12 protein-coding genes are annotated in these 14,474 nt (G+C 63.8%); 5 read left to right on the top strand and 7 right to left on the bottom strand.

Annotated features, from left to right (window positions below; translation table 11 throughout):
* Positions 1-216: 216 nt before the first annotated feature.
* The 4 genes from BN1143_RS03415 to BN1143_RS03400 form a co-directional block, all read right to left on the bottom strand.
* The gene (locus BN1143_RS03415; protein WP_042049668.1) at positions 217-1,500 is read right to left on the bottom strand and encodes a glycosyltransferase; all 1,284 of its coding nucleotides are present in this window, start codon (positions 1,498-1,500) and stop codon (positions 217-219) included.
* On the bottom strand, positions 1,500-2,375 hold the full coding sequence (locus tag BN1143_RS03410; protein ID WP_042049667.1) for a TauD/TfdA dioxygenase family protein: 876 nt from the start codon (positions 2,373-2,375) through the stop codon (positions 1,500-1,502). Before BN1143_RS03410 ends, BN1143_RS03415 begins: the two co-directional genes overlap by 1 nt.
* A gap of 10 nt (positions 2,376-2,385) precedes the next feature.
* The gene (locus BN1143_RS03405; RefSeq protein ID WP_017788430.1) at positions 2,386-3,360 is read right to left on the bottom strand and encodes an L-tyrosine/L-tryptophan isonitrile synthase family protein; all 975 of its coding nucleotides are present in this window, start codon (positions 3,358-3,360) and stop codon (positions 2,386-2,388) included.
* 526 nt (positions 3,361-3,886) lie between these two features.
* Positions 3,887-4,735, bottom strand: a complete 849-nt coding sequence (locus BN1143_RS03400) for a patatin-like phospholipase family protein (protein ID WP_042049666.1) — start codon at positions 4,733-4,735, stop codon at positions 3,887-3,889.
* A gap of 140 nt (positions 4,736-4,875) precedes the next feature.
* Here BN1143_RS03400 and BN1143_RS03395 point away from each other — a divergent pair, with 140 nt between their 5' ends.
* The 3 genes from BN1143_RS03395 (at position 4,876) to fumC (ending at position 8,754) form a co-directional block, all read left to right on the top strand.
* Positions 4,876-6,240: an endonuclease/exonuclease/phosphatase family protein gene (locus BN1143_RS03395; RefSeq protein WP_042049665.1), complete on the top strand. Its 1,365-nt coding sequence runs from the start codon at positions 4,876-4,878 to the stop codon at positions 6,238-6,240.
* Between the two features lie 317 nt (positions 6,241-6,557).
* Positions 6,558-7,286, top strand: a complete 729-nt coding sequence (gene pepE, locus BN1143_RS03390; RefSeq protein ID WP_017788427.1) for a dipeptidase PepE — start codon at positions 6,558-6,560, stop codon at positions 7,284-7,286.
* Positions 7,287-7,359: 73 nt separating this feature from the next.
* Complete coding sequence (fumC, locus tag BN1143_RS03385) at positions 7,360-8,754, top strand: class II fumarate hydratase (RefSeq protein WP_042049663.1); 1,395 nt, start codon at positions 7,360-7,362, stop codon at positions 8,752-8,754.
* Positions 8,755-8,821: 67 nt separating this feature from the next.
* On the opposite strand, the gene BN1143_RS03380 is transcribed toward fumC, so the two are convergent.
* Positions 8,822-9,196 carry a DUF1090 domain-containing protein gene (locus BN1143_RS03380; protein ID WP_010633120.1) on the bottom strand — a complete coding sequence of 125 codons (375 nt, stop codon included), beginning with the start codon at positions 9,194-9,196 and terminating at the stop codon, positions 8,822-8,824.
* 178 nt (positions 9,197-9,374) lie between these two features.
* Between BN1143_RS03380 and BN1143_RS03375 the strand changes: the two genes are divergently transcribed.
* Both BN1143_RS03375 and BN1143_RS03370 read left to right on the top strand, forming a co-directional pair.
* The gene (locus BN1143_RS03375; RefSeq protein ID WP_005298170.1) at positions 9,375-9,728 is read left to right on the top strand and encodes a DsrE/DsrF/TusD sulfur relay family protein; all 354 of its coding nucleotides are present in this window, start codon (positions 9,375-9,377) and stop codon (positions 9,726-9,728) included.
* A gap of 134 nt (positions 9,729-9,862) precedes the next feature.
* Positions 9,863-10,945, top strand: a complete 1,083-nt coding sequence (locus tag BN1143_RS03370; protein ID WP_005298168.1) for a protoglobin domain-containing protein — start codon at positions 9,863-9,865, stop codon at positions 10,943-10,945.
* Here BN1143_RS03370 and BN1143_RS03365 read toward each other — a convergent pair.
* Positions 10,939-12,156 (bottom strand): MFS transporter, encoded by a 1,218-nt coding sequence (locus tag BN1143_RS03365; RefSeq protein WP_042049662.1) that lies wholly within the window; start codon positions 12,154-12,156, stop codon positions 10,939-10,941. The two genes, BN1143_RS03370 and BN1143_RS03365, sit on opposite strands and share 7 nt — an antisense overlap.
* A gap of 129 nt (positions 12,157-12,285) precedes the next feature.
* A complete protein-coding gene (gene pnp / locus BN1143_RS03360; RefSeq protein WP_005298164.1) occupies positions 12,286-14,424 on the bottom strand; it encodes a polyribonucleotide nucleotidyltransferase in 2,139 nt (712 codons plus the stop codon).
* Positions 14,425-14,474 lie beyond the last annotated feature (50 nt).

Genomic DNA, 14,474 nt, shown 5'->3' with positions numbered 1-14,474 from the left:
CCGGGGCGCAAAGGTGGCGTCCGCGGTCGATTACCGAGCGCGCATTCTTTCCTGAGTCGGCCAAAATTTCAACGTCGAAAACGCTCTTTTTTGCATGAAAAAGCGCATCCGGCGCCACTGGCGCAGCCTGCTGTCATGATGGCCACGCTAGCAGCCACAAACTGAGCAGAAGCTGAACAAAAAGGGAGGCCGTCTGGCCTCCCCTTCATCACGCTATCAAGGTCGTCCGCCGAGCAGACCCGCCACGCTCGTGGCGATGGCGGCGCGGCCATCGAGCGCCGCCATCTCCTCGGCCAGCAGCCGCGCCCGGGCGCGGTAGCGCGGCTCACTCACCACCTTGCGCACCGCCGTGGCCACCATGGCCGCCGTCGGCTCGTTGCTGTGCAGATTGATGCCGGCCCCGCTCCAGGCCACCCGGGTCGCCACCTCCGCCTTGTCCTCTCCGGTGCCCGCCACCACCAGCGGCACCCCGTGGGCCAGCGCGGACTGCACCGAGCCGTAGCCGCCGTTGGTCACCAGGGCGGCGGCGCGGGGCAGCGCCAGCTCGAACGGCACGTGGTCGATGACGATGGCATTGGCCGGGATGGCATCGCCCAGCAGCGCCGGATCCCGCCCGCCGGTGGTCAGCAGCAGTTGCAGCTCGTCGCCGGCCAGCCCCTGCATGGCCGGCAGCAGCAACTGCCCCAGATCCACGTTGGCCAGGGTGCCCTGGCTGACGATGACCAGCGGCCGCTCATCGAGCCTCTCCCACCAGGGTGGCGACGTCAGCTCAAGCCGGGGTGGCAGCAGCGGGCCGACATAACGGATCACCCCCTCGAGCTCCGGCCGCTCGTATTCAAAGCCGGCGCAGGAGAGCTGCAAGAAGGCATCGGGCGCCGTCACCATCACGTCGGTGAAGGGGGCCGTCAGCGGCGGCGCACCCGCCTCGGCCAAGGCGGCATCGAAGCGCTGTTGCACCTCCCTTTGCAGTTGCCGGGTCGGCTCATCGAGCCAGGGCAGCTCGCCAAGGGAACGGCGCAGCTCGGGGGGAATGCGCGGGCCGTAGAAGATGGCGTCCGGACTCGAAAAAGAGACAGGGTTCACCCCCAGCATCAGGATCGGCACCGGCCGGCCATGGGGTTGCTGCAACAAGGGCAGCACGCCGTAGAAGCCGTTCTCCACCAGCAGCAGATCCACCCCCTCCGCCGCGATCAGCGCCCGCAGCTGCCTGTCGTGCTGCGCCATGGGGGCGGCGAAGAAGCGTTTGAGTGCCAGCGCCATCTGGGCGGTGCCGCTCAGGCTGGCCCGCTCGGGAAAGTGCCGCTCCAGCGCCCGGTAGTCAAAGTCCACCTCGGGGGCGAAGGGCACGAATTCGGCACCGGTTGCGCGGATGCGCTGCTCGAACAGGGCGCCGCACAGCATCAGCACTCTATGCCCCTGCGCCACCAGCAGACGGGCCGCCGCCAGCATGGGATTGACGTGGCCTGGGGTGGCGGTGGCCGCCAGCAAAATGGTCGCCATCACGCCGCCCCTTGCGGCGCCAGCGCCGGGTTGAGGCAGACCGGGCTGGCCTGGATGTGGACCCGCTGGATGTGGCGCGCGGAGCGGGCGGTGAACCCCTCGCGGCCGTGCAGCAGGCCCAGGTTGTCGGCGATCACCACGTCTCCCCCTTGCCACTGGTGGGCATAGAAGTAGCGCGGGTCATAGAGCCGCTGGTGCAGATCCTGCAGGAAGGCGGCCTGCTCGGCCGGCGCCACCCCCTCGATGTCGAGGGCATGCTGGTTGAGAAAACGCACTCCCTCGCGCGGCGGCTCGTTGTAGCGCAGCACCGTCTCGCCGCTCACCGGGTGGGGCACCAGCAGTGGCGAGCTCACCTGGCCGCCGTAGTGCACCACCTGCTTGATGCGATAGGTGATATGCACCCGCTCCCAGCGGGCCAGCCGCTCGCCGTCCAGCTCGGTGAGCAGCTGGCGGGTATTGATGAAGGTGGTGCGCCCCCCTTCGTCCGCCGCCGGGGCGTGCACGCAGTGAAACAGCTGGAACTCGGGCAGGGTTGGCTTGTACATGCCGTCCCAGTGCAGCGGCACATAGCTGGAGTCGAAGATGTGGTCGGTGGCGTTCTCGTGCTCCTTCACGTCCAGAACGGCGCCGAAGGGCCACATCATGATCTCGCCCCACCCCTCGCCGTAGCGGGTCAGCCGCTCGGGATCGGTGAAGCCCGACTCGAACCCGCGCAGGATCAGCACGCCGTGGCGGCGGGCCAGCTCGCGCAGCGCCTCGATAGCCAGGCTCTGCACCGGCTGGGCGTTGCGGGCCGGCTCAATCAACAGGCCGAACGGGGCCTGTGGCAGGATGCGGCAGCGCTCGCCGCCGAGGGTAACGATGGATGCAGTCATGGGAAACTCCTCAGGCAGCCGCCTGCTTGCCGTTGATAAGGTAGTGGCTCGGACGGCCGTGGATATGGACCAGCTCATGCTCCATCGCCAGCACGTCGCGCCGCTTCATCAGCACGAACTGGCCATCCAGGTTGGCCGCCACCCCGTGCCAGGGGGTGAGCCAGTCATCTCGGGTCGGCAGCATGTGGATGCCCATCTTCAGGCTGTGGCTCGCCTGGGGGTGGATGGAGAGGCGGATCGCCTCGGGGAAGCGCTCCGCCAGCAGGTTGCCCCAGGCGCGGCTGCGCTGGATCACCGCATGGGTGCGCCCCTTGGCATCCCGCTGCAGCGCCGTGTTGGAGAGCGGGGTGTCCGGCAGCTGGCTGTCTTCATAGAGGAAGCGGGTCATGGCGCGATAGAGGCGAATGCCCTCCTCGGTGCTTCTCACCTCCTGGGCAATCAGCTCCAGCGGCTCGGCGTAGCGCTCCACCAGCTGTTCGCGCAGGGTGTCGAAGTCGCGGCTGGCGCAAAACTCGGCCATGCCCGCCACCATCCCCAGGTGGAAGACCCCGAGATGGGTCGCCCCCAGCTCCAGGATCAGCTGCTCGATATGGGCCTGATAGGCATCGATGGCCGGATCGGGCACCCGGATGAGGTCACCGAACACGTGGCCATCCGAGCAGATGAGGATCCGCATGCCGGGCGCATAGTGCAGCTGGATGCGCTGGCAGAGGTGGTTGAGAAAACTGAGGGAGAGCCGCTCCGCCATGTCCGGCAGAGAGCCCAGCACCTTGTTCGGATTGGGCGACTTGGTGGGAAAGGCGGGCAACACGCAGAGGATGGTCTCGCCCCGCTCGATGAAGTCTTGCAGACGGGGGATCTGGATGGCGGCCACCTCTGCCTCCTCCTGCTGCCGATCCAGGATGGGATCGGGGAAGCGGCGGCGATAGGGCAACAGCTCGGCAAATATATTCTGGGCAATTTGATGGGAAGATAAACCACTCATTATTCCGGCTCCTTTGGCAGGATTAAAATCAATAAAGATGACTCTTTATCAATGCGTCCAGTCTCTGTTGTTATTATTTGTGTATCCGTTTGCTACCCAAACGAATCGAGAGGGGACAGTAGCCGAGATAAAGTCAGGCTATCAATTCGCCATTGATGTAAACAGCTTCAACCCTGCGCTAATAATCTTTACCGCATAAACAATTCACATTTATCTATATGAATAAAAACAAAATAATGAATATTAAAGCGGTTACAAAAAACCCTTTTCCCAAAAAGTTCCCTAGCCATTATTTTATTTGGTCACAAGTTGACTCAGCCATTATTTAGCAGAGCTTAATAGTGATAGCGGCTCAACGGAATAATAGTGACCACTTCGCCGAAAATATCGCAAACAATTATTTATTCACATAATAAGCCGATGTGCCATGGCCGGGTTCCGGGATGGCGCAGACACAAAAAAACCGGGTTGCCCCGGTGCTTTGCATCTCGTCCCAGCGACGCTGCCTATGGTCGACCGAATCTCCTCAGGCCGGCACCGGCTCCGCCGCCAGATAGTCGAGGGCTGCCTGCCAGCCCATCCGGTAACCCTGCTCCAGCCTCGCCCGGTCGGTGGTCATGCGGCCGACCCGAAAGTTTGCCGGCGGTACTATGACCCGGATGCGGCAATCGGCCGGCGGCTGGCGGATGAAGTCGATGGCATCGTTGTAGCTTTGATGGCGCGACAGGCTGGCGCGAGCCAGCGCCGGCGTCTCGCGCAGCAGGTAGCGATGCAGGGCAGGCAGGCGCGGCGCGCGCTTGCGATAGCCCAGCGGGCGGGAGAGCACCACTGTGATGTCGCGCGCCCCCTGTTCATAGGCGTGGCGCACCGGAATGGAGTCGGCCACCCCGCCGTCCGTCATGGCTTCCCCGTCGATGCGCACAAAGTCCCGGTAGACCAGCGGTACCGAGCAGGAGGCCTTGATCTGCTGCTCCAGCTCTGCGGCATTGGCCCTGAGGTAGGCGGCCTGACCATCTGCCACCCGGGTGGTCACCACGGTCAGCGGCACCGGGTTGGCGGCAAAGCGCGCCAGATCGAGCCGGCACTCGCGAATGGTGATCGCCCACAGCCAGTCGAGATCGAGCCAGTGGCCGCCACGCACGAACTTGGCCAGGTTGATGAACTCGGGACGGCAGGAGTAGTCGGTGATGACGTTGTGGTTGCGCCCCTGCTGGCCGGCCAGAAAGGCCGCCAAGTTGACCGCCCCGGCCGACACTCCGATGCAGTGATCGAACGCCGTGCGCCCCTTGGCCAGAAACGCATCCAGCACCCCGGCGGCAAAAATGCCGCGCATGGCGCCCCCCTCGACCACCAGGGCCGTTTGTCGCCGACTCATCCCGCCTCCCCGTTTTGCTCTGTGAATGGTCTCACACTTTGGCCCATTCAGAGCCCGGCTGTCGACCGGGATCCCTATAATGGGCCCGCCTTCGCTCCCCATGAGCAAGGTATAACTTATTGATGCTACGGAATATTACAATGAAAAATATCAGCAAGTCCCTACTCGCGGCTGCCATTTCCCTCGGATTGATGGCAGGCTGTAACAGCCATAATGACTCCGAGACCCCGACCCCCATGGTTCGCTTCGCTACTTTCAACCTCTCCTTCGATCGCACCGCCGCCGGCATGCTCGCCGGTGAACTGGCTCTGAGCCGCACCGAGCAGGACGCCCTGCTGGCCCGCCTCGCCGACGGCACCTTGAGCGGCGCCGAGAAGACCAAGGCCCTCGACGTGCAGCAGATCCGCAACATCGCCGAGATAGTGCAGCGCACCCGACCCGACGTCTTCCTGCTCAACGAATTCGACAATGACGGCAAGGGCAGCGACACCAAGGACCTCAAAGCCTTCAACGACAACTACCTGGCCCACGCCCAGCACGACGAGGTGAAGGCCATCAGCTACCCGGTGCTGCAGAACTTCGCCACCAACACCGGCCTGATGAGCGGCCATGACCTCAACCTGGACGGCAAGGTCAACAACGGGCCGGACGACGCCTGGGGCTTTGGCAACTATCACGGCCAGTACGCCTTCGCCGTGATGTCCCAGTACCCCATCGATACCAAACAGATCCGCACCTTCCAGAAATTCAAGTGGAAGGACATGCCGGGCGAAACGAACCCCGTCATCGACGACTGCAACAATGCCAAGGCGCCGATCCCGGCCGGCCGCCAGTGTGGCGATGCCTGGTATGACGACGCCGCCTGGCAGGCCTTCCCGCTCTCGTCCAAGAACCACGCCGACGTGCCGGTGCGCATCAAGCGCGGCAACAAGGAGGAGGTGATCCACTTCCTCATCTCCCACCCGACCCCGCCCATCTTCGGCAACGCGGCGCGCCACAACGTCAAGCACAACCGGGCCGAAGTCGCCTTCTGGCAGGACTACGTGGAGACCGCCAGCTACATGGTGGATGACGCCGGCAAGGCGGGTGGCCTGCCCGCGGGCGCCAAGTTCGTCATCGCCGGCGATCTCAACGCCGATCCCCAGATTGGCGATGGCGACCTCACCGCCATTCAGGATCTGCACAACCATGTGCTGGTCAATCAGGCCGTCACCAACGGCGCCCTGCTCCCGGTCAGCCAGGGCGGCCCCGAGTGCCTCGCCAGCCAGCCGGATCAGTGCAAGCGCAACAACAACCGCCCCACCCCGGAGCGCATCACCAGCAGCAGCGGGCTGCAGCTTGACCACGTGCTTCCCTCCGCCAACCTGAACGCGGTCGCCTCCGGCGTGTTCTGGCCAGCCAGCTTCGAACCTGGCTACCACCTGGTGTATGACGCCAAGCTGGGCATCGCCAAGGGAGTCAGCTCGGATCACCGCCTGGTGTGGGTCGACTTCAAGCTCGACTGATCGCGCCAGACTGACCAAGGGGGCCTGCGGGTCCCCTTGTGCTTTTGTGGCCGCCGACGAAATTCAAACAGGCCACTGACCCCTGGATATCCTCTGCTCTGCAGCCTCATCGCGCCCATATGCCACCCGCTCGGCACCATGGCACCTGTCGCGGGCCCACCACTGCCGGGCCTCTACTTGGTCAAAAAACGGTCTCATCAGGGTACATGGCGAGTCGATCACAGAACCCGGCGCCGGATCGGGCTAGAATGGGAGCTTCCGTCAGCCGGCCGGGGCCGGTGACCTCTTCGCGCTTTCACTTATCGAGGACACGCTTCATGGAACTGCTTCTTCTCAGCAACGGCAAAGCCACCGAATGCCCGGGCCTGCTCGGTTGGGCCCGGGATCGGGTGCAAACCCTGCTCGCCCGCAAACAGGTCAAGCGCATCCTGCTCATCCCCTACGCGGTGATCCGCAGCGACTGGGATGCCCGTGCCCTGGAGCTCAGCGAGAGCCTGGGGGTGGAAGCCATCAGCATCCATCAGTTCGATGACCCGGTGGACGCGATAAACCATGCTGACGCCATCTTTATCAGCGGCGGCAACACCTGGCGCCTCAACCAGCTGCTGCACGAAAATGGCCTGGTGGTGCCCATCCAGCGCGCCGTGCGCGAGCGGGGCGTGCCCTATGTGGGCTGGAGCGCCGGTTGCAACGTGGCGACCCCGAGCATCCGCACCACCAACGACATGCCGGTCTGCAGCGCCGCCGTGCTGCCGGCGCTGGGGCTGTTCCCGCTGCAGATCAACCCCCACTACCTGGACGCCAGCATCAGCGGCCACATGGGGGAGACCCGTGACGAGCGCCTGGCCGAGTTCTGCGCCATCAACCCGAGCGAGCACGTGGTGGCCCTGCGCGAGGCGAGCCTGCTGCAGGTAAGTGGCGAGCAGATCGAGTACTGGAGCGCCCGCGGCGAAGGCTTCAAGATCTTCAAGCACGCCGAGACCACCCAGGAGTTCAGCACGGCGGCGCCGCTGGCCGAGCTGACGCCGTTTCGCCCGCGCGGCTGATTGGCACTGACCGGCGGATAATTCGACAGGGGCGCAGGATGTCGCCCCTTTTTCGCAATGAAGGGAGAACGAGATGAAGAGCAGGAGTGAACACGACAGCTTCGGCGAGATAGCTGTACCGGCCGACCGGCTGTGGGGAGCCCAGACCCAGCGCTCCCTGCAGCACTTCGATATCTCCGGCGAGCGCCAGCCGATGGCGCTGATCCACGCGCTGGCCCGCATCAAGTCGGCCTGTGCCAGGGTCAATCACGCCAAGGGGCTGCTGCCCGCCCGCACGGCGCAGGCCATCATGAGCGCCGCCGATGAGATCCTGTGCGGCCAGCATGATGAGGAGTTCCCGCTGCGGGTATGGCAGACCGGCTCCGGCACCCAGACCAACATGAACCTCAACGAGGTGCTGGCCAACCGGGCCAGCGAGCTGCTCGGCGGCCCCCGCGGCGAGGGGCGGCTGGTGCACCCCAACGACGAGGTGAACAAGAGCCAGTCGAGCAACGACGTCTTCCCGAGCGCCATGAACCTGGCCGCCGTCACCACCCTCACCCGGCAACTGCTGCCCGCCCTGGCCACCCTGAGCGCTACCCTGGCCAATAAGGCGGCTGCCTTCGACGACATCGTCAAGATAGGCCGCACCCATCTGCAGGATGCCACCCCGCTCACCCTGGGGCAGGAGTTCTCCGGCTGGGTGGCCCAGCTCGAGCAGGGGGAGCGCCATATCCGGGCCGCCCTGCCCCATTTGTGCGAGCTGGCGCTGGGGGGCACCGCCGTCGGCACGGGCCTCAACACCCCGCCCGGTTTCGCCGAGGCGGTGGCCGCCACCCTGGCCGAACAGACCGGCCTGCCGCTGGTGAGCGCCCCCAACAAGTTCGAGGCGCTGGCCGCCAGCGACGCCCTGGTCCATGGCCACGGCGCCCTCAAGACGCTGGCCGCCTCCCTCATGAAGATCGCCAACGACGTGCGCTGGCTGGCGAGCGGCCCCCGCAGCGGGCTGGGGGAGCTGCTCATCCCGGAGAACGAGCCCGGCTCCTCCATCATGCCCGGCAAGGTCAACCCGACCCAGTGCGAGGCCCTCACCATGCTCTGCGCCCAGGTGATGGGCAACGACGTCGCCATCAACATCGGCGGCGCCAGCGGCAACTTCGAGCTCAACGTGTTCAGGCCGATGATCGCCCACAACTTCCTGCAAAGCGTGCGGCTGCTGGCGGACGGCATGCAGAGCTTCCACGATCACTGCGCGGTCGGTATCAGCCCGAACCAGCCCCGCATCGACGAGTTGCTGGCCCGCTCCCTGATGCTGGTAACGGCCCTCAACCCCCATATCGGCTATGACAAGGCGGCAGAGATCGCCAAACGGGCCCACCATGAGGGGCTCAGCCTGCGGGAGGCAGCCATCGCCTCCGGTCACCTCACGGCGCAGCAGTTCGATGCCTGGGTGGTGCCGGCCGACATGGTGGGCCGGCGTGGCGGCTGAGCCATCCCGGAGGGATACCCGTTATAAAAAAGAAGCCGGGCTGCGCCGGCTTCTTTTTATCGACAAATCAGGATTTGATCAGCTTGCTGAGTGCGTCCAGCTCGCGCTGGGCGGCCAGCAATTTGGTCTGGGCTTCTTCCAGCTTGGCCTGCTTCTTGGCGATCTTGTCGGGCTTGCCCGTCACCCGGGCGTTCTGCAGCTCGACCAACCGCTCGTTGACCTGCTCCTTGAGCTCGGCCACCCGCTGCTGCTGCTCCTTGAACAGGCCCGCATCGGTGCAATGGGTCTCGATATTGCGCAGGGCCCGCTCCAGCCCGGCCACCTGGTCCCCGTTGTCGTGCGCCTTGGCAATGGCCAGCTGCTCCTTGACGGCCTGCTGGCGCGCCTTGCAACCGACAGCCTCACTGCCGTAGGCCTGACCGGCCAACAGCAGCATGCTCATTCCGATAACCTTCCACATAACGACCTCGTTCCCCTGTCATGTTTGATGGCCGCCTATCAGACCGTACTCGGCCGGCCGGGTCAAGGCGTGGGCAAACCGCTACGACAGAGTTTGTGCGACGTCACGCCAATGGTGGGCTGCTGGGTCTACAATGGCGACTTTCATCAAGGAGTCCGTTATGAATCAAGAGATTGTCATCATCGCCAACGGCGCCCCCTATGGCAGCGAATCCCTGTTCAATGCCCTGCGCCTGGCCATCGCCCTGGGCGAACAGGGCGGTACCAGCCTGAAACTGTTTCTGATGTCCGACGCGGTCAGCGCCGCCCTGGCGGGCCAGGCCCCGGCCGAGGGCTACAACCTGCGCCAGATGCTGGAGATCCTGCTGGCCCAGGGGGTCACCATCCGCCTTTGCAAGACCTGTACCGATGCCCGCGGCATCACGGCACTGCCGCTCATCGAGGGGATCGAGATCGGCACCCTGCCGCTGCTGGCCCAGTGGACCCTGGCCGCCCACAAGGTGCTCACCTTCTAGCACAAGGCAAAAATGGGCGCAGAGTTGATCTGTCACAACACTGCGCCATTTGAAAACCTGCTCCCGGCTGTTAATGTCTACACTGTCAATTACATAACAATGTGTGCGCCTTCATTTTTGCTCGGGAAACTGTCATGAACCCAACCGAACAGACGCTGCTGGAGCAGATGCGGATCACAGAGTTCGAAATCGCCCATCGCAAGGAGCTGCTGCTGCTGGACGAGCAGGATTTCCTCCTGCTCGCCAGCTATCGTCCCAAGATCGAGCCCCACATCGACGCCCTGGTCGACAAGTTCTACACCCTGCAGACCGGGATCACCGAGATTGCCCTGCTGATCGGCGACGCCGACACCCTCACCCGACTGCGGGCGGCCCAGCGCCGCTACATTCTCGACCTGTTCAGCGGTCTGTATGACCTGGAGTACGTCAACAACCGGCTGCGCATCGGGCTGGTGCACAAGCGGATCGGGGTGGAACCCAAGCTCTACCTGGCCGCCATCAACACCCTGAAAGGGCTGCTCATCGAGGATATCTTCACCCAGATCCCCAGCGAGCAGGAGCGGGTCACCATGCTCACCGCCCTCGACAAGCTGTTCCTGTTCGACATCACCCTGGTGTTTGAGACCTATATCCGCAGCCTGGTGTCGGAGATCGAATCCTCCAAGGAGAAATCCGAGCTTTACGCCAAGGCGCTGGAGGAGAAGGTACGCGAACGCACCCAGCAGCTGGAGGAGATGAGCCGGACCGATGCCCTCACAGGCCTGCTCAGCGTGCGCCATCTGCAGGAGAACCTCACCCGCACCCTGCGCACCTGCCAGCGTCGCTCCGAGCCTGTGGTCATCGCCTACCTCGACATCAATGACTTCAAGCAGATCAACGACACCCAGGGCCATCAGCGCGGGGACGAGATCCTGCGCATCGTCGGCGACTGCATTCGCCAGGTGTCGCGGGTGGAAGATTGCTGCTTCCGCTACGGCGGGGATGAATTCTGCCTGATCCTGCCCAACTGCAACGAGGATCAGGCCAGGGACGTCTTCCTGCCCCGTCTCAACAAGACACTGGCCGAACGGACCGGTGACGTGACCCTCAGCATAGGGCTGGTGCAGACCGGGCCGGTGCAGTTCGACGAGGGCAACAGCCTGATCCGGCTGGCGGACGAGCGCATGTATGCCGCCAAGAAGGCGATGAAACAGGTCGCCCAGAAGGGTACTCACTGACCCGGGTTGGCCCGGGCCAGCTCGGGGCGCGGAATGCGGGCGCCCCACTCATAGAGCAGGAAGGTCAGCAGACAGAGCAGCGCCATCAACGCATAGAGCAGTTGCCCGCTCCACTGGGCAAGGAGCCAGCCTCCCAGCAGGGCGCCGATGGCGCCACCCAGCCCGGCCAGCGCGCCGGCCCCGAAGTAGCTCCCCTTCAGATGCGGGGGCGACATCTGATCGATCAGCACGTTGAGCAGCGGGAACAATATGGTCTCTCCCACGCTCAGCATCAGCACGGCGCCGATCCAGTGCGACCACTGCTGCGGATCCCCCAGCGCAAACAGCACCTGAGCCCCCTGAAACAGGGTGATGCCGACCTGCAGGCGCACCTTGCCCGGCCAGCGGGCCAGCAGATGCAGCAGAGGAAACTGCAGCAGCACCACGGTCAGGGCATTGGTGGCCACCAGGATGGCGATGAGGCTCGCCACCTCCGGGGTCCCGGCCCGGGTCAGGTACTGCACCAGCGGTGAGTGGAACTGGGAATAGACCAGGTTCATCAGCAGGTTGGCCAGCACCAGCAGCAAGAAGCCCCGATCCCGCCACAGCACCTTGATGGCCACCCGCAAGCCCAGCTCGTTGCCACGGGTCACCGCAACCCTGCTTTGCGCAAATCCCCAAAGGAAGGCAGCCCCCAGCAGCAGATAGCTGCTGCTGAGCAGCAGGAAGGTCTGCTGCTGGGCATTGATGCCCAGGGTCACTCCCAGCAAGGGGCCGAGGGCCGCCCCCAGGTTGAGCAGAAAGTAACGCAGGTGCAATGCCAGCTCACGGGCCTTGGCCGAAGCCAGACTATCGGCCATCAACGCCTTGCCGGGCGCATCGATGAGACCGGAGGAGAGGCCGCTGCCGAGCACCCCGAGCCCGAGCCAGAACACAGAGTGGGAAAAGCCGAGCAGACTGTAGCAGAGCACCGAGACCAGGCAGCCCGCCAGCAAGATGTTGCGCCGCCCCAGCTTGTCGGAGAGCCAGCCGCCATAGAAGCTGACCAGGGTGGAGATGGCCGCGGTCGCCCCCAGCATGGCGCCGATGGTGGTCGCCGAGAGACCATACTCCCGATAGAGCAAGATGGAGAGAAACGGCCAGACCATGTAATAGCTGGTGCGCACCATGAAGGTGCCCAGGATCACGGTCCAGACCAGGGGAGGAAACTGTCTGAGGAGGGCCCACGACATCACACTGCTCCTTGTTGCCCGTCGCGCGAGAAGCCTTTCGTTATAACAAGGGGCCTCAAGAGAGACAACATCAGGCCACAAATATAAAAAAAGCCGACCCTGAGGTCGGCTTTTTCAGCAAGCAGAGGCTTATTCGGCAGCCGGCTCTTCGACGGCAACGGCAGCCGGAGCGGCGGCAGCTTCGGTCGGGGCGTTCGCTTCCTTGATGGAGAGACGCACGCGGCCCTGACGGTCCACTTCCAGTACCTTCACCTTCACCACGTCACCGATCTTCAGGTAGTCGGCCACGTTTTGCACGCGCGCATCGGTGATCTGGGAGATGTGTACCAGACCGTCTTTGCCCGGCAGGATGTTGACGAAGGCGCCGAAGTCGGCCAGACGGACGACCTTGCCTTCGTAGATGCGGTTCACTTCGATCTCGGCGGTAATGGCCTCGATGCGGCGGATCGCTTCCTTGGCGGCGTCACCGTCAACGGCGGCGATGCGGACGGTACCGTCATCATCCAGCTCGATGTTGGTGCCGGTCTCTTCGGTCAGGGCGCGGATCACGGAACCACCCTTGCCGATGACGTCCTTGATCTTCTCCGGGTTGATCTTGATGGTGTGGATGCGCGGGGCGAAATCGGAGATCTCGGCACGCGGCGCCTGGATGGCTTCGTCCATCACTTTCAGGATGTGCAGGCGAGCACCACGAGCTTGCTTCAGGGCAATCTCCATGATCTCTTTGGTGATGCCTTCGATCTTGATGTCCATCTGCAGGGCGGTCACACCTTCGGTGGTACCGGCAACCTTGAAGTCCATGTCGCCCAGGTGATCTTCGTCACCCAGGATGTCGGACAGCACGACGAAACCTTCTTCTTCCTTCACCAGACCCATGGCGATACCGGCAACGGAGGCCTTGATCGGCACACCGGCGTCCATCAGCGCCAGGGAGGAACCACAGACGGAGGCCATGGAGGAGGAGCCGTTGGATTCGGTGATTTCAGACACCACGCGCACCACGTACGGGAACTCGTCGGCGCTCGGCATCACGGCGGCAACGCCGCGCTTGGCCAGACGACCGTGACCGATTTCGCGGCGCTTCGGGCTGCCCATCATGCCGGTCTCACCGACGCAGTATGGCGGGAAGTTGTAGTGCAGCATGAAGCGATCGGCGCGGTTGCCGGTCAGCTCGTCAATGTTCTGGGCGTCACGCTCGGTACCCAGGGTCGCAACGACCATGGCCTGGGTTTCACCGCGGGTGAACAGGGCGGAGCCGTGGGCACGCGGCAGTACGCCGGTGGCGACGGACAGGGCGCGGATCATTTCCGGATCGCGACCATCGATACGCGGCTCGCCACGAACGACGCGACCACGGACGATGCGGCTTTCCAGGCTGTGGAACTCTTCGCCGATCTTCTTGGCATCTTCTTCCACGCCGGAAGCGATCACTTGCTCAACCACGCGAGCTTTGATGGCACCGATGGTTTCGTAACGCACGGCCTTCTCGGTGATGCGGTAGGCTTCACCCAGCTCGGCAGTCGCCAGCTCGGCAACCTTGGCTTTCAGCGCTTCGTTGACGGCAGGCGCAGTCCAGTTCCACGGCTTGGTGCCGACGTCGGCAGCGAATTCGTTGATGGCGTTGATAACGGCCTGCATCTGCTCGTGACCGAATACCACGGCACCCAGCATCACCTCTTCGGAGAGGATGGCCGCTTCGGATTCCACCATCAGCACGGCGTTGGCGGTACCGGCAACCACCAGATCCAGATCGCTCTGGGGCAGTTCGGTAGTGGTCGGGTTGAGCACGTACTGACCGTTCATGTAACCCACGCGGGCTGCACCGATCGGGCCGCCGAACGGGATACCGGAGATGGCCAGCGCCGCGGAGGCACCGATCATGGCAACGATGTCGGGAGAGACGGCCGGATTCACGGACATGACGGTGGCAACCACCTGAACCTCATTGAGGAAGCCTTCCGGGAACAGCGGACGAATAGGACGGTCGATCAGACGGGAGATCAGGGTCTCGCCTTCGCTCGGGCGACCTTCACGACGGAAGAAACCACCCGGGATACGACCAGCAGCATAGGTACGCTCCTGGTAGTTGACGGTCAGCGGGAAGAAATCACGGCCGTGATCGGCCTCTTTCTTGCCAACGACGGTCACAAATACGCAGGTATCGTCCATGCTGACCATGACGGCCGCAGTGGCTTGACGGGCCATCACACCGGTTTCCAGAGTGACGGTGTGTTGACCGTACTGGAATGACTTTACAATAGGATTCACGTGAATTTCCTTTTTACAATTTGGCGCTTTAAATTCGCGTGCAAGTATAC

The sequence above is a fragment of the Aeromonas dhakensis genome (assembly GCF_000820305.1).
GTDB classification, from domain to species: domain Bacteria; phylum Pseudomonadota; class Gammaproteobacteria; order Enterobacterales; family Aeromonadaceae; genus Aeromonas; species Aeromonas dhakensis.
This window is presented reverse-complemented; position numbering and strand designations above follow the sequence as displayed.